Origin of the sequence: Parabacteroides sp. AT13 (assembly GCF_002272965.1) — a bacterium.
In the GTDB taxonomy this organism is placed as follows: Bacteria; Bacteroidota; Bacteroidia; order Bacteroidales; family Tannerellaceae; genus Parabacteroides; species Parabacteroides distasonis.
Genome location: NZ_NQMH01000002.1, coordinates 1,330,525 through 1,356,214, shown reverse-complemented (window position 1 = coordinate 1,356,214; position 25,690 = coordinate 1,330,525). Strand labels below are relative to the sequence as shown.

The window sequence follows — 25,690 nt, the reverse complement described above, 5'->3', positions numbered from 1 at the left end:
GGGTGCGCGGTCGAATCTTGGAGAAATGCGACGCTTCTCATCCGGTGTAAGGTCAGATTTTGTAAAAACGATAGTGCCCGGCCTTATTAAAATCTGTACATTCGCGCAAAAATAAATAAGAACATTGTTCATGATTGTTTAATTCTAATTAGATCAAGCGAGAATGTCAATACGAAAATCGGATCGCATTATCAGCGTGGAGCACGTATCGAAGTATTTCGGCGAGAAGGCCGTGCTGAATGATGTAAATTTACAGGTCCGCAAGGGCGAGTTTGTAACCATTTTGGGGCCTTCCGGTTGCGGAAAGACTACCCTGTTGCGTTTGATAGCCGGCTTCCAGACGGCCTCCGAGGGCGTTATCACGATGTCCGGGAAGGAGATTACGCAGACGCCGCCGCATAAACGTCCCGTAAATACGGTATTCCAGAAATATGCTTTATTTCCACATCTGAATGTGTACAATAATATCGCCTTTGGCCTGAAGCTGAAGAAACTTCCTTCCGCCACGATCGAGAAGAAAGTGAAACAGGCGTTGAAAATGGTAGGGTTGACAGACTATGAGGATCGGGATGTCGATTCCCTTTCCGGTGGCCAGCAGCAACGTGTGGCGATCGCTCGCGCTATCGTGAATGAGCCAGAGGTGTTATTGCTGGATGAGCCGTTGGCGGCCTTGGACTTGAAGATGCGCAAGGATATGCAAATGGAATTGAAAGAGATGCATAAGTCCTTAGGTATTACGTTCGTGTACGTGACCCACGACCAAGAGGAAGCGCTGACGCTGAGCGACACGATCGTTGTCATGAGCGAGGGAAAGATCCAGCAAATCGGTACCCCGATCGATATTTATAACGAGCCGGTCAATTCGTTCGTCGCTGATTTCATCGGTGAGAGTAACATCTTGAACGGGACGATGATCAAGGATAGGCAAGTCTCTTTCGCCGGTCATGAGTTCGAGTGCGTGGATGAGGGATTCGGGGAGCAAATGCCGGTAGATGTCGTGTTGCGCCCCGAGGATATTTACATCTTCGAGCCGTCGGAGGCGGCGATGTTGACGGGTACGGTAACCTCCTCCATCTTTAAGGGCGTGCATTATGAGATGATGGTGCAAACCCCGAACGGATACGAGTTCATGGTACAGGATTATCACTGTTTCGAGGCAGGTAGCGAGGTCGGGCTTCTTATCAAGCCTTTCGATATCCATGTAATGAAGAAAGAGCGTATTTGCAATACCTTCGAGGGAAAGCTTATCGACGCTACGCATGTGGAATTCCTAGGCTGTACGTTCGAATGCAAGGAGGTAACCGATATAGAGCCAAATACGCCTGTGAAAGTCGAGATCGATTTTAAAGATGTGATCTTGGAGGATAACGAGGAAGACGGTCGCCTGACCGGAGAGGTGAAATTTATCCTCTACAAAGGCAACCATTATCATCTGACCGTGTTTACAGATTGGGACGAGGACATCTTTGTCGATACCAACGATGTATGGGATGATGGAGATCATGTCGGCATAACGATCGCCCCGGATAAAATTCGAATTATTCATGCTTAAAAAGGGAAGGAAGTGATCAATACGTTTTCTGCATTTTTTATGAGACGAAGGAACTGGACCATTCCTTATGTCCTGTTCTTGGCCATCTTTGTCGTGATACCGCTCCTCTTGATCGTGTATTACGCCTTTACGAATGACGAGGGGATGTTTACCTTCGCCAATTTCCGTAAGTTTATGATCCATCCCGAGGCGATAAACACCTTCGTGTATTCAGTCGGGATCGCTTTGATAACGACCATTCTTTGTCTGCTGCTGGGATATCCGGCCGCTTGGATATTGAGCCAAGCCCGGTTTAATACTTCCCGTACGATGGTCGTTTTGTTTATCCTTCCGATGTGGGTCAATATCTTGATCCGTACGTTGGCTACCGTGGCTTTGTTCGATTTCTTGAATTTCCCACTGGGAGAGGGGGCCTTGATCTTTGGCATGGTGTACAACTTCCTGCCCTTTATGATCTACCCGATTTATAATACGCTCCAGAAAATGGATCACAGCTTGATAGAGGCGGCGCAAGACTTGGGGGCGAATCCGTCGCAGGTATTTATCAAGGCCGTATTCCCACTATCGATGCCGGGAGTGATGAGCGGTATCATGATGGTGTTTATGCCGACCATCTCTACGTTTGCCATCGCCGAATTGTTGACGATGAACAATATCAAGCTCTTCGGTACGACCATACAGGAGAATATCAATAACGGTATGTGGAACTACGGGGCGGCGCTTTCTCTTATCATGTTGTTATTAATCGGAATCACGGGATTGTTCAGCAATGAGAGCAGTGATTCGGCGAATGAGGGAGGGCTTATCTGATGGTGAAATATTTAGCTAAGGGATATCTGTGGGCTTTGCTTTTGTTGCTCTACTCGCCGATCCTGATTATCATGATCTTCTCGTTCACGGAGGCGAAAGTGCTGGGTAACTGGACCGGGTTCTCCACGAAATTATATAGCTCTCTTTTTGCCGGCAACGTACAACATTCGTTGGTCAGCGCACTTTGGAATACGTTCGCTATCGCCATGATAGCCGCTACGGTATCTACCTTGTTGGGGAGCGTAGCCGCTATCGGAATCTTTAATTTGAAGGCAAGGGCCCGCAATGCCGTGAGTTTTGTCAATAACATCCCGATGTTGAATCCGGATATCATTACCGGTATTTCCTTGTTCCTGTTGTTTGTCAGCTTAGGGATCTCTCAAGGTTTGACGACGGTCGTGCTGGCGCATATTACGTTCTGTACGCCATATGTGGTATTAAGCGTCATGCCTCGCTTGAAACAAATGAACCAGAATATCTACGAGGCGGCGTTGGATTTGGGGGCGACTCCGTTTCAGGCCTTGCGGAAGGTGATCTTCCCGGAAATCCGTCCGGGTATGATCAGTGGCTTTATCCTTGCCTTCACGCTGTCTATCGACGATTTCGCCGTGACCATATTTACGATTGGTAATGAGGGCTTGGAAACCCTTTCCACCTTTATCTATGCGGATGCCCGGAAAGGAGGATTGACCCCGGAGTTGCGTCCCCTCTCAACGATTATATTCGTAACCGTGTTAGTATTGTTGATTGTTATAAATAAACGTGCTGAGAAAGCGAAGCGAGCGTAAATGAAAATGAAGAAATTTATATCGATTTTGTCTGTTTTGGCCCTGCTTATGGGGCTGTTCACTTCTTGCGGGCGCTCGGACGAGGAGAGAAGTAAGATCTTGAAGATTTATAACTGGGGAGATTATATCGACGAGGACGTCCTGACGGATTTCCCGAAATGGTATAAGGAACAGACGGGTGAGGAGGTCCGGATTATCTATCAGGTCTTTGATATCAACGAGATCATGTTGACCAAGATCGAACGGGGGCATGAGGATTTCGACTTGATTTGCCCTTCGGAGTATATCCTTGAGCGCATGCTGCGGAAAAATCTCTTGCTACCGATCGACCGTAATTTCGGGAAGACACCGGATTATATCAACAATGTCTCTCCCTATATCCAAGAGGAACTGAATAAGTTAAGTCAGTCGGGCCGTAAGACTACCGACTACGTGGTTCCTTATATGTGGGGAACCGCCGGCCTGTTGTATAATAAAGCCGATGTCTCGAGGGACGAGGTCATGTCGTGGAAATGCCTTTGGGACCCTCGTTTCAGGAATAAGATATTGATGAAGGATAGCTATCGCGACGCCTATGGTACCGCCATCATCTACGCCCATGCGAGGGAATTGTCGGACGGTACCATCACGGTGGAGCAATTGATGAACGATAGCTCGCCGGAAATGATCGCTATCGCCGAGGAATACTTGAAGAAGATGAAACCGAATATCGCCGGTTGGGAGGCCGATTTCGGTAAGGAGATGATGACGAAAGGAAAGGCGTGGCTGAATTTCACTTGGAGCGGCGACGCAGTCTGGGCCATGGAAGAGGCGAGTGCTGTAGGCGTAGATCTGGGGTATGAGGTTCCTTTGGAGGGTAGTAATATCTGGTACGATGGTTGGGCGATCCCTAAATACGCTCGCAACGTGAAGGCGGCCAGTTATTTTATGGACTATCTATGCCGTCCGGACATCGTCAGCCGTAATATGGAAGTGACCGGATATGTCAGCACCGTGGCCACCCCGGAAATATTGGCGGAAAAGATCGATACGACGCGGACCGAGTTCTCGGACGTAAGTTATTTCTTCGGACCGGGAGCGGAGCGTGTCCAGATAGACCCGGCTCAATATCCGGACCGGAAGGTCGTGGAACGTTGTGCCATGATCCGTGATTTCGGGAACGAGACGGAGGTGGTTCTGGAAATGTGGAGCCGGGTAAAAGGTGACAATCTTAACTCTTGGATTGTTATATTGATATTCGCTGTTTTCGGCTTGTTGTTTGTCTGGGTCGTTTACAAGCGGATCAATCGTTATCAACAGAAAAGACGACATCGCAGACGTCGTAGCTGGTATAAAAAGAAATGATATGGAAGGCATAAAGAACTTGATTATAGACTTGGGCGGTGTGCTTATTAACCTGACTCGCAACCGTTGTATCGAGGCTTTCGAGAATCTGGGCGTGGAGAATATCCGGGAGCAGATCACGAATAACTATCAACATAAGGACTTGTTTGAGCGATTAGAGTTGGGAACGATTTCGGTGGAACAGTTTCGCGATGATATTCGTGCCTTATCGGGGAAGCCCCTGACGGACGAACAAATCGACACGGCATGGATCGCCATGTTGGGAGACGTCCCGGAAAATAAGTTGCGTCTGCTATTGGAGCTTCGTGAACGCTATAATACGATGCTTCTGAGCAATACGAACGAGCTTCATTGGAAATGGTCCGAAGATACCTATTTCTCTTATCAAGGTCTTTGTGCCCAAGATTTCTTCCATAAGATTTACCTCTCTTACGAATTGCATATGCTGAAGCCGAACGCGGATATTTTTGAGTACGTACTGAAGGACTCGAATCTTTTAGCCGAGGAGACTATGCTGATTGATGACGCTTCCGTGAATTGCCGGGCGGCTGAATTATTGGGAATGAAGTCCTATATGCCGCAGCAAAGGGAGGATTGGTCGCATCTATTCAAATGAAGGCCGGTCATTGTTTGGTCCCGGCCTAAATGTCTTTAACCTTTAGGATATTATACGAGGTACCAAGATCATACACATCATTCCCGTCTACTTTCTTGATGTACTTTACGACACGGATGGTGACGGGAAGGATGATAACCTCGTACAAGGATTTAAGTACCGCCTGCGTCCCGATCATGATAAGCAATTCTCCGGCCGGGATCAATCCGGCGAAGGCGATCGGGAAAAAGATCAGGGAATCGGCGCTCTCACCGATAAGGGTAGATACGATCGCTCGTAACGAGAAATTCTTTCCGTTGGAGGCGATTTTCATTTTGCTCATCACATAGGCGTTCAGGAAAGAACCGGCCAAAAACGCTATCAAGCTGGCGACCGCTATACGTGGGGCCATCCCGAAGACGAAATTGAAACCTTCCTCCCCCTCCCAGAAAGGGGCGGCCGGTAATAATACCGCCAATTGCGCAAAAGCGATCACTAGGAAATTAGAGGCGAAGCCACTCCAGATAATTAGCCGTGCCTTCTTGAATCCCCACACTTCCGCTATACAATCATTGATGATATACGAGATCGGGAATACGATCAAACCTGCGGTAGCCGTTATACCGCCTACTTGCACTACTTTTGTCTCTAAAAGATTGGACGCTACAAGGCATATATTAAAAAGTATACCTAGCAGCATGAAAGGTACTGTAACTGTTTTTTGCATGTCTTCTTGTTTTTAACGAGGTTTATCAAGCACTCGGGACGCGAAGGTACGAAAATTCTTATTAAAAACGATGGGTATAGCAGATACCGATCGCATGGCGGTAATTCACGGGATCGTCTACATTAAATATATGGTAGCGATAATAGAGTTGGAGGTTATTGTTCGGGTTTAGTTGGTAATTACTTCCTGTGGAGAAACGGATCTTATCGGACCGCATCTTATTTCGCGTATCATTGAAGACCTCGGTGTAGGCAAAAGGACAGAAACCACTCTTGCGGATCTTATAGGAGAGGGTCAGCATCGAACGCAGATAATTCTTGGGATGTTCGGCGTGAACCTTATAGGTACTTTGAAAACGTTCCCGGACAGAGAGGGTAAAACGTCCGGCCGAATAAGTCCCCGTAGCGTAGAGATAATATCGGTTTCGTAACTCGTCGGATGCCTTGTATCGTGCTAGAGACATATATCCGCTTCCTGCCAGAAGATATTTATTAAACTTGTAGTTTACCTCAACGGTGGTGAGGAACCATTCCGCTTCCTTAAAGTCATCTCTCGGACGGATGTCCTCTTCTACAAGAAAGGAAAAATGCTTATAGATTTTTCCGCATAGGCTCGCCTTGAAATACACACCTGCGCCTTCCATTCCGTATAGGGATGAAGTGCATCCTATTATAAAGAATAGGATCAGATAAATAGATCGTTTTGTATATGATGTGTTTTTCATGTAGAGTGACTTCCGATGCAAAAGTAGTGTTTTTGGATGTAATACCAACGCCTCAGGATATTATATCCGATTTTTCTTATATTTGTCTCCTATTAACTATCAAATTCGAATACATGGAAAACATATCAAGAAGAACGGCTATCAAGACATTTTTAGCTGGAGGCGTGGCTTTGGCGACTACAGGTATCGAGGCGGCAGCCGCCGCGAAAAAGAAAACAGACGTGAAGGAACCCTTGAAAGGAAATGTCCGCCACTCCGTAAGTAAATGGTGTTTCGGCGATTATAAGCTGGATGAGTTCTGTGAGATCTGCAAGCATATAGGGATTGAATCCGTTGAGTTGCTGGACCCGGTAGATTGGCCGATCGTACAAAAACATGGCCTGACGGTGGCGATGGCGCAAGGGGCCGGGCTTGGAATAGATCGAGGTTTCAATGATCCGGCCTTGCATGACGAGTTGGTCGCCAGTTATGAGAAGGTGATCCCGATGGTGGCGGACGCTGGATTGACAAACTTGATTTGCTTCTCCGGCAGACGTAATGGCGTAACGGACTTGCAAGGCTGGGAGAACTGCGAGAAGGGGTTGAAGCGCCTTATCCCGTTAGCGGAGAAACACAAGGTCGTCTTGACCATGGAGCTTTTGAACAGTGTCGGTCATAAGGATTATCTGTGCGATCATACGGTTTGGGGTGCGGAGCTTTGTCGCCGTATCGGTTCCCCTAATTTTAAGTTACTATATGATATTTATCATATGCAGATCATGGAGGGGAATATCATCGAGAATATCCGGAAATACCATCCTTATTTCTCGCACGTACATACCGGTGGAAGTCCGGGCCGTGCCGAGATCGACGAGACGCAGGAACTTTATTATCCGGCTATCATCAAGGCTCTTATGGAGACAGGCTATAAAGGCTTCGTTGGGCAGGAGTTCGTCCCCGCCCAAGAAGACAAGATCGCTTCCTTGGAGAAGTGTATCCGTATCTGTGATGTATAGGGCTATTTAGTAATAACTTACAGTGCCAAGCCAGTGCCGTTATAGTGGCACGGCTGTGCCACTAGCGTGGCATCGTTGTGCCATCGCTATGGCATCATCGTGCCATCGCCGTGGCATTATCGTGCCATAAGGGTGGCACGACTATAATACTAGAATGACAAAGACCTTGAATTTATTTTTTCCAGCCATGTTACGTTTTCTTTTCTCGATTGTCATTAAGATAGAATGGAACAAGAACAGTTTAAAAAAGAGATATTGCCTTTGCGGGAGAAACTATTCCTTTATGCGAGAAGGCTGCTGGATAACCCGGAGGATGCCGAGGATGTCATGCAGGAAGTCTTTTTGAAGCTGTGGTATATGCGTGGCGAGTTGGACTATTATAATAATGTAATGGCCTTGTCCGTACAAATCACCAAGCACCTTTGCCTAAACCGGATGAAAGTCCGTGAACGCACGGAAGGTGAGGCGGGCGAACAATTCTTTATCTGCGATGCTTCCACGCCTTATACCCAGCTGGAACAAAAAGACAGTTTGGAGCATGTAATGCGGCTTATCAATAAACTACCGGGACTTCAACAGACCATTCTTCGCATGAAACACGTGGATGGTTTCGAGGTGGAGGAAATCGCCGGGTTGACCGGAAGTACCCCCGAGGCGGTACGTATGAATCTTTCCCGTGCCCGTAAACGGGTGAGAGAGCAATTCTTTAAAATGCAGACGTTATGAAAACAGAGGAATACAAGTCTATAGAGGATTTATTAGACCGCTTCTTCGAGGGTCAGACCTCGAACGAGGAGGAGCGAGTGTTGTATGAGTTTTTCGCCCGTCCGGATATTCCCGCCCATCTGGAACGTTATCGGGAGGTATTCGGATATTTCGAGAGTGGCATTGCCTTGGATTTTAGCGAGACTCCGGAATTGAGGCTACCCGCTAAGGAAATTTCTTATAAACGAAAAATAGGATGGGCAATCGCAGTTTGCGTGGCGGCTTCTCTTTTGTTGTTTTTGGTGAATACGGTCTTTATGAATCAAAATGCTTCTTTTAACCCTTATGAGGGAAGCTACATCGTGCGCAATGGTGTCGTAATGACAGATATAAAGAAGATACAACCCGAATTGGAGGTCATATCCCGAGCGGCGGAAGCGATGGAGAAGAATGCGGATCAGCTCTTAAGAAATGCGGATGAAATAGCTTATTTGCCGGAAAGGATGAATAAGCGGTTCGAGAAGAAACGGGAGACTCTACTGAGGAATATTCCGGATACTCAGGTACGTAAGGAGGTTTATAAGATCTTGGAATTGGATAAATAGTAAATTAACTAATAAACAAAAGAAGTTATGAAAGCAAGTAAATGTTTTTGGGTGGCATTATGCCTTTTGGTGGGAAATTTCAGTACAGAGTTATGGGCACAGAAGAATTTGGAGGCTGTCGTGCAGAAATGTAAAGCGGATAAGACGATCGATAAAAGCGTAGTAACGAATAAAGATCCGAAAACTAAAAAGGTATATAAGATAGTCTCTTCTTTCGTCGTGGAGGGCCACGCCGCATTACAACAAGAAATTAAATCCGCTTTTGAGCGGGACAAGGAAGAGGCTTATCAAGTGATCGAGAATGAGAACGATGGGGTGGTTAGTTGGTTTATCCGTTTCTCGAAGGGTAAAAATACAGTTTCTTATTCTATAAATGTTGATGAAGAGGAGCTTCTCTTGACAGTCATTGAGAACTTCGACATGCCGGAGGAAAAAGATATAGAGATAAGATCAAGTAGTGACATGTAGGTTTTACTATGTAGATAAGTCAACAATAGCACCTCTCATCTGTGAAGCTGGGAGGTGTTTCTTTATGTCGAGATATTGGATAGTAGTGTCTAAATTTTGTACACCACTGTCAAATAATTGGACAGTCTGTTTTGGAAAGTAAAATACTACTTGTTTGAGAATTAAATATTTAGTTAGTTTGGCACACTATTTGAATTAGATATGGTAAATTAAATAGTTAGATAACAATTAAAACAAATACAGTCATGATTAAGATCGAAGGTTTAAGTAAGTTTTTCCGTACGGAAGAGGTTGAGACAATTGCGTTGAATAAGGTTTCTTTGGAGGTAAAAGATGGCGAGTTCGTCGCTGTCATGGGACCTTCCGGTTGCGGTAAGTCTACGTTGTTGAATATTCTGGGTTTGCTGGATAATCCTTCCGAGGGAAATTATTACTTGGGCGACCAAGAGGTAGGACACTTGAAAGAGAAAGAGCGTACGCAGGTCCGTAAGGGAAACATCGGTTTCGTGTTCCAGAGCTTCAACTTGATAGACGAGTTGAACGTTTTTGAGAACGTGGAGCTGCCGTTGACTTATCTAAAGATCAAGGCGTCGGAGCGTAAGCAGATGGTAACGGATATCTTGAAGCGGATGAATATCAGCCACCGTGCGGCTCACTTCCCTCAGCAACTCTCCGGAGGTCAGCAGCAGCGTGTGGCGATCGCTCGTGCGGTAGTTTCCAACCCGAAGATAATCTTGGCCGATGAGCCAACGGGTAACTTGGATTCCAAGAACGGTGCCGAGGTTATGCAGCTGCTCACCGAGCTGAATAAGGAGGGAACGACAATCGTAATGGTGACGCACTCCAAGCACGACGCGGGTTTCGCCCACCGTGTGATCAATTTATTCGACGGTAGCGTTGTTTCTTCCGTTAGTGAATTTATTTAGTCAACATGACATAAACACATACACACAAGAGTTTTTTATAAGCTAATTGGCCTGTGAAGGTCGGTTAGCTTTCAATTTAACTTAAATACAAATCGATGAGACAGCTATATTATACAATCCGTTATTTACTTCGAGGCCGAGGGGGAAATGTGATCAAGGTTCTGTCCTTGACACTAGGACTTGGAGTGGGATTGATCCTGTTCGCTAGGGTCGCTTTTGAATTGAGCTTCGATACATTCTTTGACCAAGTGGAAGATTTGTATAGCGTGCATGTGCGATACAATGATGATAAAACGGGAGAGGAAGATGGGTCTCGTATCCTATTTGCCCCGATCCCGGAGGCTTTGCGGCAAGAGTTCCCCGAGATACAGTATGCGACGGTTTGCCGGAGAAGATACGGAGCCGTATTGTATCATGGTGAGGATCGGTTCAAGCCCCGTTTGATGATGGCGGATTCCCTCTTTTTCCGTACGATGGGAATCAAGGTGCTAAGAGGGGATGATCGTTTGTTGGGAATCGAAGATCAAGTTTTCTTATCGGAAAAAATGGCTGAACGTATATTTGGCAAGGAAGATCCGATCGGGAAACAACTGCTGTACGGAAAAAACTATCCTTATACGGTGGCCGGGATATTCCGTGACATACCGGAAAATAGTCATTTACGTTTTGACGCTGTCGCTTCTTTCATTAATATGAAAACCCAGTTCGGTGCCTATGCCGGTTGGGGTGCCGACGATAGTTATCTGGGCTATATCCGCCTGAAACCGGGTGTGTTCCCGGAACAAATCAATCAGAAAATACCGGCTTTATTGCCTAAATATATAGATGTAGAAAGAGAGAGGAAACAAGGTTTTGATATGGAGCTTTATATCAAGCCGGTCTCGGAGATATATACGCAAAGTACCGAGGTGAAGCGGATGGTGGTGATCATGAGCGTACTGGCTTTCGCTTTGTTATTCGTGGCGGCGATGAATTATATCTTGAACTCGGTATCTTCTCTGCCGATCCGGGCGAGATCCGTAGGAGTACACAAATGTAATGGAGCTTCCAGCAAGGACATTTTCAATATGTTCTTGTTTGAGACGGCGGCTTTATTTGTAGTGGCTCTTGTATGTATGGCATTGCTTTTATTCGCTTTCCGGGAATATGTAGCGGATATGGCGGCTGTTCCTACTTTGGGCACTTTATTGAATGCGCAGACTATATGGCTTCCTGCGATCATGATCTTGGCTATATTCATTTTGTCCGCCTTGCTACCGGCCCGTTTGTTCAGCGTTATCCCGGTTACCCAAGTATTCCGGGTATCTACTTCGGGTAAGCAGGGATGGAAGCGGAGTTTGCTCTTTATCCAGTTTGGGGGAATTGCGTTTGTCATTACATTATTGGTGATCGTGTTATTGCAATATGATCGGCTAATGAATAATGATTTAGGATATGATCCGGAAAATATAGTGTATGCCCCCTTGAATAATATGGATGATCCGGAAACGGCCAAACTTACCGCCGAGTTCAAGAAGTTACCTTATGTCACGGCTACGGGGCTTTCGTCAATGGACATTCTAAGTGGTTATGGTGGTTTCCCTATTCTGGATAATGAGAAAAACTGGCTGTTCACGGCCCGACAGGTAAACTATGATGCCGATTATCTCTCTCTGATGAAAATCCCCTTGCTTGAGGGGCAACCACTAAAAGGTGACGGGGATATTTTAGTGAATGAGTCATTCGTGAGTAAACGTGGGTGGACGGATGCTGCGATCGGTAAATATATTTATGATGATGAGGGTAATTTAAAAGGAAAAATAGTGGGTGTAACCCGTGATTTCATGGTGAATTCCTTCTTCACTCCCCAGTTACCGGTCATCATGTTTGGTAGTGACCGGATGAGTTATTGTAACTTTACGGTTCGTGTCTCCGAGCTAACTCCGGAATATTTGCGGGAAATGAATGATCGGATTGCGGAACTATTCCCGGATGAGGATGTCGGTTTTACGGTGCTGAAAACGATTATAGAGTCTCAGTATGAGGGAACCCGTCATTTCCGTGACGGTGTCTTTGTTGCCTCGATCGCTATCTTGCTGATCACCTTAATGGGATTATTAGGATATATTACGGACGAGATGCACCGTAGGAGCAAGGAGATAGCGATTCGCAAGGTGAATGGAGCGACGGCCCCGAATATTTTACGTCTTTTATCTAAGGACGTTTTGGTCACGGCTTTCCCGGCTATCCTTTTAGGAGTGATAGCCTCACGAGTCGTGGGAGAGAGCTGGTTGAGGCAATTCGCGGATAAGATACCGCTGACTGTTTTTATTTTCATATCTACGGCTCTACTGGTTCTAGCGATCATTTGGGGATGCGTGATCCTGAAATCTTGGAATATCGCCAATGAGAATCCGGTCCGTAGCATTAAGAACGAATAATATAACAGGTAATATAAAATTACGTATGAAAACTATTTTGAGGAATCTCTTGAGTGTATTGCGCCGTTTCAAGATGGCGACACTTTTAAATGTATTAGGACTATCTGTGGCTTTTTCTGCTTTCATCTTGATTATGATGCAAGTCGAGTATGATCAGAATTTTGACCGAGGATATACGGATACGGAATCTATATTTCGGGTAGAAGCTATGTTTGAGGATGGTGGGCAAGCAGTTATTTGCCGTCCGCTGGCCGATGCTTTTATCCAATCCTCGCCTCATATCGTAGCTGGGACCTTGGCGAATCCTTGGGGAGGGGACTTGTTTTTCTCTGTAGAAGAGAATGGTGTACGGAATACTTTTAAGGAACAATGTATAAATGTTTATCCTGAATTCACGAAGGTATTTGACTTTAAATTTCAGGAAGGAAATCCGGAGGCGTTACAGGAGCCAAACGTTGTTTTGTTGCCGCAGAGCATGGCTCAGAAGTTTTTTGGGAATCAATCGGCTGTAGGCAAGCAATTGAAGTTTGAGAATGGAGATCATCTAACGGTAGGTGGAGTGTATAAGGATTATCCACGGAATTCATCTGTACGGAATTGTATTTATCAAAAGATGGACCCGAAGGAAAACGCCCAAAGCTGGGGAAACTGGAATTATATTTTCTATATCCGTTTGGACAATCCGAAGAATGTCGAGGGGTTATTTGAAAATTTCAAGGCACATTTTGATCCTGCTCTAATAAAGGATAATAGTTTCTCATGGGGGGGATCTGGAATGACTTTCCGTATTAATCCGTTGCCTGATGTTCATTATACGACTGATGTAAAATATGACCAGACCCCGAAAGCCAGCAGGCAAACTTTGATGATATTATTTGCCATAGCTATCGTGATCGTGGTAATCGCCGGAATTAATTTCACGAATTTCAGTACGGCACTTACCCCGATGCGTATTAAGAGTATTAATACACAAAAAGTATTAGGGGGAAAAGAATCTGTGATCCGTTTTGCTTTGATTTTAGAAGCGGTGTTAATAAGTATAATCTCTTATTTGTTAGGACTGCTATTAGTTTATATTGCGGGGAAGACGGAAATAGCCTCATTGATAAATGCCGATATTTCGTTATCAATGCATATCGGATTGGTTTTGGCTACAGCTTTTATCTCAATAGCTACCGGGTTTCTTGCCGGTATATATCCAGCATATTATATGACTTCTTTCCCACCGGCTTTAGTGTTGAAAGGTAGTTTTGGCTTGTCTCCGAAGGGACGTCAATTACGAAATGCATTGATAGGAGTGCAGTATGTAGCTTCTTTCGGATTAATTATTGGTGCTACATTCATGTATTTGCAGAATTATTATATGCAAAACACCCCTCTCGGTTATGATAAGGATGAGATAATTATTACGAATATGAATAACAATATCCGGAAAAGTCGGGATGCCTTCGCCAGCCAAGTGAAATCTTTCTCCGGTATCGAAGAGGTTACATATGCGGAGATGCTCCTTTCTAGTCAGGACCAATACATGGGATGGGGACGTAAATACCGGGATAAGGATATACAATTCCAATGTCTACCGGTTGAACCTTCTTTTTTGAAGGTGATGAATGTGAAAATATCGGAAGGTCGTGATTTCCGGGAGGAAGATAAGGCGAAACGTTATGGCACGTTTGTCTTTAACGAACGTGCCCGGACAGAATATGGGCTGGAGATAGGATCTTTAATAGATAGTATGGAGATTGTCGGTTTTATGCCGGATGTTAAATTCGCCTCTTTCCGTACGGAGGTAACGCCTATGGCCTTTTTTGTATGGGGTACTAATAATTGGGGAAACCAACCTAATTACGCTTATATAAAGGTAAAAGCCGGCTCTGACTTACGGGGGGCTATGCAACATGTCAAGACTACGCTTCAATCATTTGATCCGGAATACCCGTTTAATGTCCGTTTCTTCGATGAGGTATTGAACGGACTTTATGAGAAAGAGAGAAGCCTCAGTTCATTGATTACCTTATTTAGTTTAATCGCGATCTTTATCTCGGTGGTAGGGGTATTCGGTTTGGTCGTATTCGATAGTGAGTACCGGAAGAAAGAGATCGGTATCCGTAAGGTATTAGGCTCTACTACCGAGGAGATTATCGTGATGTTTAACAAGACATACATAAGAATCTTATGTGTTTGTTTTGTTTTGGGGGCGCCTATCGCCGGTTATGTGGTACATCGATGGCTTGAGAATTTCGCTTATAAGACTCCTATGTATTGGTGGGTGTATTTGATCGCTTTTGCTATCATAGCGGTTATCACGATATTGACTGTCACTTTCCAGAACTGGCGTGCGGCGAATGAGAATCCAGTACATAGTATTAAGAATGAATAGAAGATTTTTGTAGAATCATATTGCTGTTTTCATAGAAAAGTATGTGTCCAATAATTGTACAATGGTGTCCAATTATTGGACACTTCTGTTTTATGAATTGAGAATTAATTTATTGAATATTAGTTTGATATGTAGTTTGGCACGTTATTTGAATATTATTAGATGGATTTGAGTATAATAAATTAAAACAAATACAGCCATGATTAAGATCGAAGGTTTAAGTAAGTTTTTCCGTACGGAAGAGGTTGAGACAATTGCGTTGAACAAGGTTTCTTTGAATATCTTGAAACGAATGAATATCAGCCATCTTATTTAAGGAATACTCTTTTTGGGTCGATTTTAGTATCAATAAAATAGAGTAAGTTATGAAAACAATCATACGCAATTTCATCAATGTATTAATACGTTTCAAGGTAGCTACCTTTTTGAATGTAGCGGGATTAGCGGTCGCTTTCGCCGCGTTTTTAATTATCATGATGCAAGTAAGCTTTGAGCATAACTTCGATCGTTGTCATCCGAACTCGACCCGGATTTATCGGATGGGGCTTTCTTTCCCGGATGGAGCGAGCATGATCCATTGCCGCCCGTTGATAGAGTCGTTTATCCACTCTTCCCCGCATATTGAGGCCGGTACGTTAATTAATCCGTATATAGGAGAGATGTATGTGACTGTTACAAGAAAAGAGGGAAAGCAAGGTTTCAAGGAGACGATCATAACTTGCCATCCGGAGATTACCCGGATGTTCCAGTTTACGATGCGTGAAGGAGAATCTTCTTGCTTGTCGGAACCGGAAAAAGCCTTGATACCGGAAAGTATGGCTCACCGGTTATTTGGAAAGGAATCGGCAATTGGAAAGCAGATCGTTTCCGATGGTGGGATCTGGACAAAACCGGGTGTGAAATATTTGGTCGTAGGAGGTGTTTATAAGGATTTCCCGGAAAACACACAGTTGAAAAACGTGATTTATACAGAGATGTCTCCGGATTACGCACTGACGAATTGGATAAGTAGTAACTATTTCTGTTACGTGATGCTAGATCCTTCTGCTTCCCCGAAAGAAGTGGCTGGGAACTTTGATGCCCATTTTGACTATTCGAAGCAATATGGGGATATGGCGAAAGATATACATGCCGAGCTGGTCCCCCTAACCGATATTTATTATATGAACGAGGATTCCAGCGGAAGTTTAGTGAAAAGCGGTAGTGCGGAGAAAACCCGGCTACTGATGCTGATCGCTTTTCTGGTGATTATCGTGGCGGGTATCAACTTCACGAATTTTAGTACCTCTTTGGCGCCTTTGCGCATCAAGAGTATCAACACGCAAAAAGTGCTGGGGAGTTCTGCCGGCATATTACGTGCTTCCCTGTTATTTGAGGCCGTGGGCATTAGCTTGCTTGCTTTCCTTTGTTCTTTGTTTATCGTTTGGGGATTAGGACATATGGGATGGTTGTATTTCGTGCAAGCGGATACGGCACTGTCCGCTTATCCCGGTTTGGTGGGAGGCTTGGCAGCATTGTCTGTTATAATAGGTCTTATCGCGGGGATCTATCCATCTTTGTATATGACATCTTTTCCTCCGGCAGTGGTTTTGAAAGGCTCCTTCGGGCTTTCTTCCTCGGGGAAGAAGTTGCGTACGGCATTGATCGGTTTTCAGTTTGTGGTCTCTATCGTGTTGATTATATCAGCCATGTTCGTTCGTCAGCAAAATAGGTTCATGCAAAAGTACTCTTTAGGCTTCGACAAGGATCAGGTAGTGGTTGTCGAGTTGAATGGGAATATTATGCGTAACCATAAGGATAGTTACGTGGGCGGATTGAAAGAATATCCGGGGATAGAGGATGTGGCGTTTTGTCGCCAGAAGTTCGGGTCGGAGGATAGTTACCGTACGTGGTCTGGCATCTATAAGGAACAGAGTGTCGGTTTTACGTCTCTCGCTGTCTCTTGGAATTTCTTCAAGGTAATGGGTATTCCCTTGATCGGGGGGCGGATGCCTACCGAGTCTGATGAGAAAGGCAACAGCTATAGCTATGTATTCAATAAACAAATGCGGGATAAATGGAGCATGGAGCCGAATGATATCATGCGGATTCCATGGCTTGAGGAGGAATCGGCCGATGGTTCCTTGATCGGGTTTGTGGATGATGTCAAATTCACCTCCTTGCGACAGGGCGTCTCCGAGTTAGGTTTTGTTATCAATGAACCCAGCTTGATGCTGTATTCGTTTATCCGGGTGAAGGCGGGAAGCGATATCGTGGGTGTGGTGGATCATATCCGCCAGACGGTGGCTCGCTTGGACCCTACCTATCCTTGTGAGGTGGAATTTTATGATGAGATTTTCGATCATTTATATCATCAGGAACGGAATTTAAGTACGATGATTTTATTGTTTAGCCTGTTGGCTGTGATTATCTCTATTGTCGGTATATTCGGCCTCGTTATATTCGAGACCCAGTATCGCCGGAAAGAGATCGGCATTCGTAAGGTATTCGGGGCCACGGTTCATGAGATCTTGGTTATGTTCAATAAGATTTATTTCCGTATTGTCTGCGTTTGCTTTATCATAGCGGCTCCCTTGGCTTATTATGGCGTACGGAAATGGTTAGAGGGTTTCGCTTATAAAACTCCTATTTATTGGTGGATATTTGCGTTCGCTCTATTAATAGTCTCCTTAATAACGATGTTTACGGTAACTTTCCAGAACTGGCGTGCGGCGAACGCGAACCCGGTGGATAGCATTAAGACGGAATAATAAATGAAACTATAATAATAAGATGAAAACGATTATTCGAAACTTTCTAAGTGTGTTGAGGCGGTTTAAAATGGCGACCGCATTGAACGTAGCCGGTCTTGCGGTTGCTTTCGCCGCTTTTATCGTGATTTTGATACAGATTAATTTTGAGCGGACTTTTGACCGTTGCCATCCTACGTCCGGGCGGATTTTTAGGGTGGACTTGACCATTCCGGGTACTTTCGGGACAATATTACCCCGTGCCTTTGTGGAGGCTGTCATCCAATCTTCCCCGCATATAGAGGCGGGTACATTGTTGACTCCTTCTTTTGGCCAGAATGGTGTTTATCTCTCGGTGGATAGAAACGGGCAACCGTTTGGGTTTAAGGAAATCGTGACAACCTGCCACGCTAGTTTACCGAAGATATTCGCGTTCCCGATCGTGGAAGGCGATATCGATTGCTTGAAAGATCCCGAGAAAGTAATGGTACCCCGAAGCTTGGCTGACAAGTTGTTTGGGGAAGATATCTCTGCGGTTGGTAAGACGTTGCGAGCGGAAGAAAATATCTGGACTAAATCGGCTAAACTCTTTACGATTGGCGCGGTTTATAAGGATTTCCCGGAGAACACGCAGCTTCGGAACGTGGTCTATACGGCGATCGATCCGGATTATAATATCAATAATTTTAGCTCAAGTAACTGGGTTTGTTATTTATTGCTTGATAATCCTGCCATGGCAGATGAGGTTGCCGATAATTTCAACCGTCATTTTGATTTCAAGAAGATTTACCATGAGGGAGAACAGATCCGGCTCGTCCCGCTGACTGATATTTATTATATGAATGAGACGCAAGACGGTGGTACATTCCGGAGCGGAAACAAGGAAGTCACGGCCTTATTGTTCGGTATAGCCCTTCTGATCGTCATTGTCGCGGCTATTAACTTCACGAACTTTAGCACTTCTCTGACTCCGTTGCGAATCAAAAGCATCAATACGCAGAAGGTATTGGGTAGCTCGGATACTTTGTTGCGCAGATCTTTATTGATAGAGGCAGCCCTTATTAGTTTTATAGCATGGCTGGTAAGTCTCGTTATCGTTTGGGGATTGGATTGGGCGGAAGCGCTACCTTTTATCGAGGCCGATTTGAGTTTGGTCTCAAATCTTCCGATCGTTTTCTTGTGTGGCATCGTAGCGTTGGTTATCGGTTGGCTGGCGGGCATTTATCCTGCTTATTATATAACTTCTTTTCCTCCGGCCTTGGTGCTGAAGGGCAGCTTCGGGTTATCTCCTTCCGGGCGTAAGTTACGTACGACATTGATTTGTGTCCAGTTCGTTGTTTCGATCGTGTTGATTATCGGGGCTTGCTTTGTGCAAATCCAGAATAGTTATATGAGGAATTTCTCTTTAGGATTCGATAAGGATCAGGTAGCTATCGTGGAGCTGAATGAGACAATGTACAATAAGCATCACGATACATATGTGAATCGCTTGAAAGAGAACCCGGGGATCGAGGATGTGGCTTTCGCTATGGAGAAAGTGGGCTCTAAGGACGGGTATAACACGAATGGCGGTAGTTATAAGGGTAAGGACTTTCAGTATTTCATAATTATAGCATCTTCCAATTTCTTGCGGGTGATGGGGATTCCGGTTATAGAAGGGAGAGATTTCTCAAAGGCGGACGAACTTTCGGATCATACGTCTTATATATTCAATCGTACGGCGATGGAGGGGTTGGATATGCAAGTGGGTGACGCGTTCGATAGCTATTCTCCCGGTCATCTTATCGGTTTCTCCGACGATGTGAAATTCACCTCGCTTCGTGGTGGAGAGGATAATATCGCTTTCTTGGTCGGAAACTTTGGTTATTCTTTGCCAATCTCTTATATCCGCTTGAAAGCCGGATCGGACATTCATGCCGTAGTAGGTCACATTCAGGAGACGATGAGAGAATTAGACCCTTTCTATCCGTTCAATATCGAGTTCTATGATGAGATCTTTAATCATCTCTACCGGAAGGAAGAGAACTTACGCAGCTTGGTTACGGTCTTCAGTCTGCTGGCGATTATTATCTCTTTGGTCGGGGTATTTGGCTTAGTGGTGTTCGAGACTCAATACCGCCGTAAGGAAATAGGTATCCGCAAGGTACATGGAGCTACGGTAGGGGAGATCCTGCTGATGTTTAATAAGGCCTATCTGAGGATTGTAGGTATTTGCTTCGTGATAGCGGCGCCGATCGCTTGGCAGGGCGTGAGGATGTGGCTCGAGGGTTTCGCCTACAAGACTCCGATCCATGGGTGGGTATTCTTAATCGCTTTATTGATCGTAACCGTAATCACGTTATTGACCGTGAGTTTCCAGAACTGGAAAGCGGCGAACGAGAATCCGGTAAATAGTATCAAGAGCGAGTAATCCACCATCCCATCTTCCACGCCAGTAGCAAAATCAGTAGGGAAAGGACCAAGCAGACTAATAGCAACCAAACTCCCAATCCGTTTACGAAAAGGATGGGGACGAAAGTGATCAATAAGATCTCTATGGGAGCGATAGGCAGGTAAGCCATCGCGTAATCATCCATCGCTTTGCTGGAAAGTTTCGGATCGACGATCCGCAGCAAGGCGATGCCCATGGCCATCGTGCCGGTCCACCATCCCCAAGCGAAAATCATGCGCTCGAACCAAAAGGTCTTGGCTAATCTTCTTCCTAAGAAGAATGTTATGCACCAGACGATCGCCACGCCCGCTATGATGAGTACGATAAGCGGCAAGGCATATTTTACGATCACCCCTAGCTTGATAGACGCTACACCGCAAGCTACCAACATATCCGTGAAGGAACTGCTCAGCCTCTGGGTCGTCTGCGGGCAGATATATCTGGATATGGTTGTCGCGTCGAAGAATTTCTTTAATACTAATCCAATGATAAAGGCACAACTGAAAACAGGTAACTCCAATACCGGATAATACACCTTTACGGTTTGGCTAACCATATATCCCAAAAAAGCCACGACAAATACCAAGGCCACATGGAAAGTCAGCGTATCGATGGATATGGAGGAAGTCGTAGCCTCTCCGATGGAATCCCGCTTATCCTCTGGCAGCAACCCACTTCTCAGTTCGTCCGGGAGATCGTCGAAATCCGAGATAAAAGCGGTTTGTTTATGCTTGGCCGCCCATTTGACCATCAGTAAACCTCCGATGATCGAGCAAATAACCCCCACGGTAGCGGTTGTCATGCCTAAACTGCGTGCCTCGTCCCAGCCCAATCCCTCGAACGCAGACCCGATAGCGGCGGCCGTGCCGTGTCCGCCATAAAAGCCTGTCGGCAGCATAATGCCGAAAGCGTCATTCAGGTCCGGCCAGATCAGCTTAATCACGTACAATCCGAACAAGCCTACTAATGCCCATTGCAATAACATACCCACCTGAGCGTATGCCCACATCGGCCCGACTCGTTTCGCTACTTCTTTCATGGAGACGTTCGGGGAAGATAAAGGCAATGCGCCGAACACCAAGGCGATAAGGATAGCCGCATAAGTACCTAAGTCATTGGAAAGCGGAATCCACCCCAGTCCATTAGGTCCGAACGCCAGTCCTAGCAAGCCCGCGATCAAGCTGGGTGGGATGAATAATTGTTGTATCAGTTTTACCTTGACTCGTATGAATTTGCCAACCAATAGAAGTATCGAAATGAATCCAAGATCCGTAAAGAGAGTCCAAGGGGTGAACTGTGTTAGGTCTATCATAGTAACTACTTACTTTATGTTCGTTTAAATATCTATTGTACAAATATATTTTATTCTTATGAGAAATACTAGAAATCCAAACGAATTCTATATCTCCATCTCCTTTTTACGATAAACGGAAGGAGAGCAACCCATAACTTTCGTAAACGTACGCGAGAAGTAGGCGGCATCCTCGAATCCCAGATGCGTGGCGATCTCATTCAACTTCATATTCGTTAGCTCGATATATTCACAAGCCTTCTGTATTTTCAAGCGTATGAAGTAATTCATGGGCGAGACCCCGGTCTCGCCAAAGAAGAGAGCCGAGAAGTGAGAAGGGGAATATTTGAAATAAGACGCTAATTCCTTCAAGGTAAGATTCTGCTGGATGTTCTCACGCATATAATGAATAACCCGTGCCGTGAACGGATATTCTTTTTGCGAGGGAATCATGATATGGCGGAATTGCTCCAGATAGATGAAAGAGGCCAGAAAATTGTAAAGGCACATGGAGGAATAAATCATATATTCTTTAATATATCCCATGGAGAAACTGCTATATATCTCCTCAAACAGCCGTAACCGATCTTGTAAACGGGAATATTCATTCGGCGAAATAGTGACCGGAACCGGATGCGACGGCAGGAATTGATCGCGAAGCTTCCCTTGGAAGTGTAACCAGTAAATAGTCCATGGATCTCCCTCGTCTGCCCCGAATGAGTAGGGGATACCGGGAGGGATGATGATATATTGGTATTTCTCCACGGTATATTGTTTACCGAGGATACGATACCATCCTTTTCCCTCCGTACAATAAATAAGCATGGCGTAGTCACAGCCATGTTCTTTTTGGAGAAAATGATATTTAACACGTGGGAAGAAACCGATCTTGCGTACATATAAATTATTGATGAGCGGTTCCCTCCGGTAGCTTGCCAATAGTTCCTCGGGTAAAGAAACGAGCCGTTCTCCCTTAAATCCTTCTTTTATCTTGACCATGATCTATAAATCATAAGATTGTACAAGTAAATCGGAACAAATGTAGTATTCCTTTCTGGATTATTGAAATAATTTTGCCGACATAAATCATAACATAATGCCATGAATAAAATTCTAGTTGTAGTTTCTTTTGTATTTGTATCTTTTTTGTCTTGTACGGGATTAACCGATAGACAGCGATTGGCCAATCAGATATTGTCTGATACGAATTTGTTGAAGGTCGATAGTATGGCTCGTGCTACCATCCGCAATGGTTTTAATGCGGGCAGCGGTTATTCCCAGATATGGGCTCGTGATATGAATACGTTTATAGAGATCGCTTGCGAGGAGAGTGATCCACACGAACTGCGGGAAGCTATCTTATTGTTTTTCGCTCTTCAACAGCCGAATGATGAGATGATCGATGGTTATGTGCTGAAAGGAGATTTTACATGGTATGATGATACGCCTTATTATTCGAATGCCGCCCCGAAACATGTCGCTTTTAAGAATACGGTAGAGACGGACCAAGAGTCTTCCTTGATTCAGATCGTAGGTAAATACATTCGTAAGACGGGTGATCGGGAGATATTGAATGAGAAAGTTGCCGGGAAGACCGTTCTCGAGCGAATGAACGCGATGGTAGATTATCTGATGCGGGAACGATATAATGAGAAATATGGATTGCTTTATGGAGCAATGACCGCTGATTGGGGCGATGTACAGCCGAATGACGATTTCGGATGTGATATGAATGATTTGTCGGATCCAGCTATCGATGTATATGATAACGCTATGTTCATAATCGCCTTGGATTATTTGTTGGAAATGGCTCCTGATTCTCCGCAAGCCTCCCGTTGGAAAAGTCTGCGTGAGGGAATCGAGAGAAATGTGCGGGCTCATTTATGGGACGAGAAGCGCCAGAAGTTCATTCCTCATATTTATCCGGAGAAATCTCCGATTCCGGAAGGTTTTGATGAACTTGCCATTCATTATCATGGTGGGACGGCTATCGCTATAGAGGCCGGCTTATTATCGAAAGACGAGATACGTACCGTAAATGCCCAGATGCTTGAGAATGTTCGCCTGTCGGGTATGCCGAGTATTGGTCTTACCTTATATCCCGTGTATCCGGATGGTTTTTTCCATGGAGGAATGTCAAAGGCTTATCTGTATCAGAATGGCGGGGATTGGACTTGGTTTGGCGGTCGGATGATCCAGCAGCTTGTCGTTAATGGAATGGTTGAGGAGGCTTATGCGGAGATTCATCCGATGATCGAGCGTGTGATCCAAAATGACGGATTCTACGAATGGTATGGCAAAGGCGGTGTCCCCAGCGGCTCTGGTAATTTCAAGGGATCGGCCGGAGTGCTATCTAAGGCGATTGAATTATTAAGGGATTGGGCAGAGAAAAATAAGAGTTAAATACAAGCGTGCAATATTAAATATCAAAAGAGATGAGAAAAAGTAATTATGATAAAATGCCGGCCACCGTTGTAGACGGTACCTTGTGGAAAGGCTGGGAATCGATACGGAAGCGATTGGCGGAGGTCCATGCGGAAACGAATGGATCACAAGTTTGGGTGGTGGAATGCTACCAAGGGGTTCATCACGAGGAGTTGATGCGTGAACTGCAAGCGCTCGCGCCCGATCGTTTTATCAATACGCGAGATTTATTTAAATCGGCAGAAGATATAGAGGCGATGACCTATCCTTATCTGACGGATGACCGGTTGTTTGGCCGCCGGGCTCATTTCTCTTATACGTATTTCTTGGATGAGGAGAAGGTGAACGCCTGCCGGGAGTCCTTGCGTGATGGAAAAGGCTGGACAATCGTTTATGGCCACGCCGCCGCCGAGATCGTTCCCGCTCCGGACAAATTGATCTATGCGGATATGGCTCGTTGGGAGATCCAGATGCGTTCCCGTAGAAAAGAGGTGAACGGGCTAGGTGTGGAAAACCGGGAGGAAGCCCCGTCGTACCATTATAAGCGAGGATATTTTATTGATTGGATTGTTTGCGATAATCTGAAGAAGAAAGTCCTTCCCAAGGTCGATTATTGGTTGGATACCCATATCGTCGGAACACCTAAGATGATTTCCGGGGAGATCTTGAAAGAAGGGTTGGAGAAAACGGCGCATACTCCGTTCCGGGTAGTACCTTTCTTCGATCCGGCTCCTTGGGGCGGCCAATGGATGAAAGAGGTCTGTGATCTGGATAAAAAGCAAGATAACTTCGGCTGGTGTTTTGATTGCGTGCCCGAGGAAAATAGTTTATACCTGAAAGTTGCCGGAGAGCTGTTTGAGATCCCTTCCAATGACTTGGTATTCTATAAGACGAGAGACTTGCTGGGCGGGCCGGTCGAGGCTCGTTTCGGACAAGATTTCCCGATCCGTTTCGACTTCTTGGATACGATGGGAGGAGGAAACCTAAGTTTGCAAGTGCATCCGGTCACCCAATATATCCGGGATACGTTCGGGATTTATTATACGCAGGACGAGAGCTACTACCTGCTGGATGCCGAGGAGGACGCTACCGTTTATCTGGGATTGAAAACCGGTGTCAACCCGGACGAGATGATCGCTGCCCTAAACGAGTCCCAACAGACCGGAAAGCCTTTCGATACGGAGAAATATGTCAACAAATGGCCTGCCAAACGCCATGATCATTATCTGATCCCCGCCGGAACGGTCCATTGTTCGGGAGCCGGTGCCATGGTGCTGGAGATTAGCGCTACCCCAAGTATCTTTACCTTTAAGCTTTGGGACTGGGGCCGCTTGGGATTGGACGGACTGCCTCGACCGATTAATATCGGCCACGGCTCGAAAGTGATCCAATGGGAGCGGCAAACGGAGTTTGTCCGTCATAACTTGATCAACCAAGTGGAGATGATCGCCGAGGGAGACGGTTGGCGGGAGGAGCGGACCGGCTTGCATGAGAACGAGTTCATCGAGACCCGCCGTCATTGGTTCACGGATATCGTGCCTCACAATACGAATGGAGGGGTGCAAGTACTGAATGTAATCAAGGGAGATGAGTTGATCGTGGAGAGTCCGACAGACGCTTTTGAACCATTCATCGTTCATTACGCGGAGACTTTTATCATTCCGGCTTGCGTGGGTGAATATACGATCCGCCCGTATGGATCGTCCGTAGGTAAATACTGTGGTACTATAAAAGCTTACGTACGATTTAGGCAATAATCACCGTGCCATAGGCATC

The 25,690-nt window shown here is 45.4% G+C and carries 20 protein-coding genes and 1 pseudogene; 17 read left to right on the top strand and 4 right to left on the bottom strand.

Translation table 11 applies throughout. The features are described 5' to 3' along the window. The first annotated feature begins 163 nt into the window (after positions 1 to 163). From potA to CI959_RS19945, 5 genes are read left to right on the top strand one after another with little or no spacing between them, the layout of a single operon-like run. Complete coding sequence (potA, locus tag CI959_RS19965) at positions 164 to 1,552, top strand: polyamine ABC transporter ATP-binding protein (RefSeq protein ID WP_005858057.1); 1,389 nt, start codon at positions 164 to 166, stop codon at positions 1,550 to 1,552. Between the two features lie 39 nt (positions 1,553 to 1,591). After that, on the top strand, positions 1,592 to 2,362 hold the full coding sequence (locus CI959_RS19960) for an ABC transporter permease (RefSeq protein ID WP_036644173.1): 771 nt from the start codon (positions 1,592 to 1,594) through the stop codon (positions 2,360 to 2,362). Beyond that, positions 2,359 to 3,150 (top strand): ABC transporter permease, encoded by a 792-nt coding sequence (locus tag CI959_RS19955; protein WP_029257232.1) that lies wholly within the window; start codon positions 2,359 to 2,361, stop codon positions 3,148 to 3,150. The genes CI959_RS19960 and CI959_RS19955 overlap by 4 nt, the downstream gene beginning before the upstream one ends. 6 nt (positions 3,151 to 3,156) lie before the next feature. Continuing rightward, positions 3,157 to 4,494, top strand: coding sequence for an ABC transporter substrate-binding protein (locus CI959_RS19950; protein ID WP_057317037.1), 1,338 nt, complete (start codon positions 3,157 to 3,159; stop codon positions 4,492 to 4,494). Position 4,495: 1 nt separating this feature from the next. Beyond that, positions 4,496 to 5,110 carry an HAD family phosphatase gene (locus CI959_RS19945; protein ID WP_005858049.1) on the top strand — a complete coding sequence of 205 codons (615 nt, stop codon included), beginning with the start codon at positions 4,496 to 4,498 and terminating at the stop codon, positions 5,108 to 5,110. 25 nt (positions 5,111 to 5,135) lie between these two features. Here CI959_RS19945 and CI959_RS19940 read toward each other — a convergent pair whose 3' ends face one another. Then, complete coding sequence (locus CI959_RS19940) at positions 5,136 to 5,816, bottom strand: queuosine precursor transporter (protein ID WP_005858047.1); 681 nt, start codon at positions 5,814 to 5,816, stop codon at positions 5,136 to 5,138. A gap of 61 nt (positions 5,817 to 5,877) precedes the next feature. Next, entirely contained in the window at positions 5,878 to 6,540 is a 663-nt protein-coding gene (locus CI959_RS19935) for a DUF2490 domain-containing protein (protein WP_011966546.1), read from the bottom strand. A gap of 113 nt (positions 6,541 to 6,653) precedes the next feature. Between CI959_RS19935 and CI959_RS19930 the strand changes: the two genes are divergently transcribed. The 10 genes and pseudogenes from CI959_RS19930 to CI959_RS19885 all read left to right on the top strand — a co-directional run bounded on the left by CI959_RS19930 (position 6,654) and on the right by CI959_RS19885 (position 20,178). Next, positions 6,654 to 7,535, top strand: a complete 882-nt coding sequence (locus CI959_RS19930; RefSeq protein WP_009017162.1) for a hydroxypyruvate isomerase family protein — start codon at positions 6,654 to 6,656, stop codon at positions 7,533 to 7,535. Positions 7,536 to 7,760: 225 nt separating this feature from the next. Beyond that, positions 7,761 to 8,261 (top strand): RNA polymerase sigma factor, encoded by a 501-nt coding sequence (locus CI959_RS19925; RefSeq protein ID WP_008779623.1) that lies wholly within the window; start codon positions 7,761 to 7,763, stop codon positions 8,259 to 8,261. Beyond that, positions 8,258 to 8,845 carry a hypothetical protein gene (locus tag CI959_RS19920; protein WP_005858039.1) on the top strand — a complete coding sequence of 196 codons (588 nt, stop codon included), beginning with the start codon at positions 8,258 to 8,260 and terminating at the stop codon, positions 8,843 to 8,845. The genes CI959_RS19925 and CI959_RS19920 overlap by 4 nt, the downstream gene beginning before the upstream one ends. A gap of 27 nt (positions 8,846 to 8,872) precedes the next feature. After that, on the top strand, positions 8,873 to 9,313 hold the full coding sequence (locus CI959_RS19915) for a DUF5024 domain-containing protein (protein ID WP_008779625.1): 441 nt from the start codon (positions 8,873 to 8,875) through the stop codon (positions 9,311 to 9,313). Positions 9,314 to 9,558: 245 nt separating this feature from the next. Then, entirely contained in the window at positions 9,559 to 10,239 is a 681-nt protein-coding gene (locus tag CI959_RS19905) for an ABC transporter ATP-binding protein (protein WP_005858035.1), read from the top strand. A gap of 95 nt (positions 10,240 to 10,334) precedes the next feature. Beyond that, positions 10,335 to 12,659, top strand: coding sequence for an FtsX-like permease family protein (locus CI959_RS19900; protein ID WP_011966542.1), 2,325 nt, complete (start codon positions 10,335 to 10,337; stop codon positions 12,657 to 12,659). Positions 12,660 to 12,684: 25 nt separating this feature from the next. Beyond that, positions 12,685 to 15,039: an ABC transporter permease gene (locus CI959_RS19895; protein WP_011966541.1), complete on the top strand. Its 2,355-nt coding sequence runs from the start codon at positions 12,685 to 12,687 to the stop codon at positions 15,037 to 15,039. Positions 15,040 to 15,238: 199 nt separating this feature from the next. Beyond that, a pseudogene (locus CI959_RS21705) lies at positions 15,239 to 15,322 on the top strand (ABC transporter ATP-binding protein); the annotation flags it as partial. Between the two features lie 82 nt (positions 15,323 to 15,404). After that, a complete protein-coding gene (locus tag CI959_RS19890; protein ID WP_011966540.1) occupies positions 15,405 to 17,789 on the top strand; it encodes an ABC transporter permease in 2,385 nt (794 codons plus the stop codon). A 22-nt stretch (positions 17,790 to 17,811) separates the two neighbouring features. Next, positions 17,812 to 20,178, top strand: a complete 2,367-nt coding sequence (locus tag CI959_RS19885) for an ABC transporter permease (protein WP_057317024.1) — start codon at positions 17,812 to 17,814, stop codon at positions 20,176 to 20,178. Here CI959_RS19885 and CI959_RS19880 read toward each other — a convergent pair. Both CI959_RS19880 and CI959_RS19875 read right to left on the bottom strand, forming a co-directional pair. Continuing rightward, positions 20,165 to 21,511 carry a sodium/glutamate symporter gene (locus tag CI959_RS19880; RefSeq protein ID WP_057317025.1) on the bottom strand — a complete coding sequence of 449 codons (1,347 nt, stop codon included), beginning with the start codon at positions 21,509 to 21,511 and terminating at the stop codon, positions 20,165 to 20,167. The genes CI959_RS19885 and CI959_RS19880 overlap by 14 nt on opposite strands. Before the next feature lie 87 nt (positions 21,512 to 21,598). Then, positions 21,599 to 22,489, bottom strand: a complete 891-nt coding sequence (locus CI959_RS19875) for an AraC family transcriptional regulator (protein WP_005866402.1) — start codon at positions 22,487 to 22,489, stop codon at positions 21,599 to 21,601. 102 nt (positions 22,490 to 22,591) lie between these two features. On the opposite strand from CI959_RS19875, the gene CI959_RS19870 reads away from it, so the two are divergent. Further along, positions 22,592 to 23,893 carry a hypothetical protein gene (locus CI959_RS19870; RefSeq protein ID WP_057317026.1) on the top strand — a complete coding sequence of 434 codons (1,302 nt, stop codon included), beginning with the start codon at positions 22,592 to 22,594 and terminating at the stop codon, positions 23,891 to 23,893. A gap of 32 nt (positions 23,894 to 23,925) precedes the next feature. Continuing rightward, positions 23,926 to 25,671 (top strand): class I mannose-6-phosphate isomerase, encoded by a 1,746-nt coding sequence (locus CI959_RS19865; RefSeq protein WP_057317027.1) that lies wholly within the window; start codon positions 23,926 to 23,928, stop codon positions 25,669 to 25,671. Positions 25,672 to 25,690: the final 19 nt, after the last annotated feature.

Coding starts and splice junctions, on each gene's coding strand:
- CI959_RS19950 (WP_057317037.1), top strand. CDS start 3,157: ATGAAGAAATTTATATCGATTTTGTCTGTTTTGGCCCTGCTTATGGGG.
- CI959_RS19865 (WP_057317027.1), top strand. CDS start 23,926: ATGAGAAAAAGTAATTATGATAAAATGCCGGCCACCGTTGTAGACGGT.
- CI959_RS19925 (WP_008779623.1), top strand. CDS start 7,761: ATGGAACAAGAACAGTTTAAAAAAGAGATATTGCCTTTGCGGGAGAAA.
- CI959_RS19945 (WP_005858049.1), top strand. CDS start 4,496: ATGGAAGGCATAAAGAACTTGATTATAGACTTGGGCGGTGTGCTTATT.
- CI959_RS19870 (WP_057317026.1), top strand. CDS start 22,592: ATGAATAAAATTCTAGTTGTAGTTTCTTTTGTATTTGTATCTTTTTTG.
- CI959_RS19905 (WP_005858035.1), top strand. CDS start 9,559: ATGATTAAGATCGAAGGTTTAAGTAAGTTTTTCCGTACGGAAGAGGTT.
- CI959_RS19895 (WP_011966541.1), top strand. CDS start 12,685: ATGAAAACTATTTTGAGGAATCTCTTGAGTGTATTGCGCCGTTTCAAG.
- potA (WP_005858057.1), top strand. CDS start 164: ATGTCAATACGAAAATCGGATCGCATTATCAGCGTGGAGCACGTATCG.
- CI959_RS19935 (WP_011966546.1), bottom strand. CDS start 6,540: ATGAAAAACACATCATATACAAAACGATCTATTTATCTGATCCTATTC.
- CI959_RS19940 (WP_005858047.1), bottom strand. CDS start 5,816: ATGCAAAAAACAGTTACAGTACCTTTCATGCTGCTAGGTATACTTTTT.
- CI959_RS19890 (WP_011966540.1), top strand. CDS start 15,405: ATGAAAACAATCATACGCAATTTCATCAATGTATTAATACGTTTCAAG.
- CI959_RS19900 (WP_011966542.1), top strand. CDS start 10,335: ATGAGACAGCTATATTATACAATCCGTTATTTACTTCGAGGCCGAGGG.
- CI959_RS19920 (WP_005858039.1), top strand. CDS start 8,258: ATGAAAACAGAGGAATACAAGTCTATAGAGGATTTATTAGACCGCTTC.
- CI959_RS19880 (WP_057317025.1), bottom strand. CDS start 21,511: ATGATAGACCTAACACAGTTCACCCCTTGGACTCTCTTTACGGATCTT.
- CI959_RS19915 (WP_008779625.1), top strand. CDS start 8,873: ATGAAAGCAAGTAAATGTTTTTGGGTGGCATTATGCCTTTTGGTGGGA.
- CI959_RS19885 (WP_057317024.1), top strand. CDS start 17,812: ATGAAAACGATTATTCGAAACTTTCTAAGTGTGTTGAGGCGGTTTAAA.
- CI959_RS19960 (WP_036644173.1), top strand. CDS start 1,592: ATGAGACGAAGGAACTGGACCATTCCTTATGTCCTGTTCTTGGCCATC.
- CI959_RS19930 (WP_009017162.1), top strand. CDS start 6,654: ATGGAAAACATATCAAGAAGAACGGCTATCAAGACATTTTTAGCTGGA.
- CI959_RS19875 (WP_005866402.1), bottom strand. CDS start 22,489: ATGGTCAAGATAAAAGAAGGATTTAAGGGAGAACGGCTCGTTTCTTTA.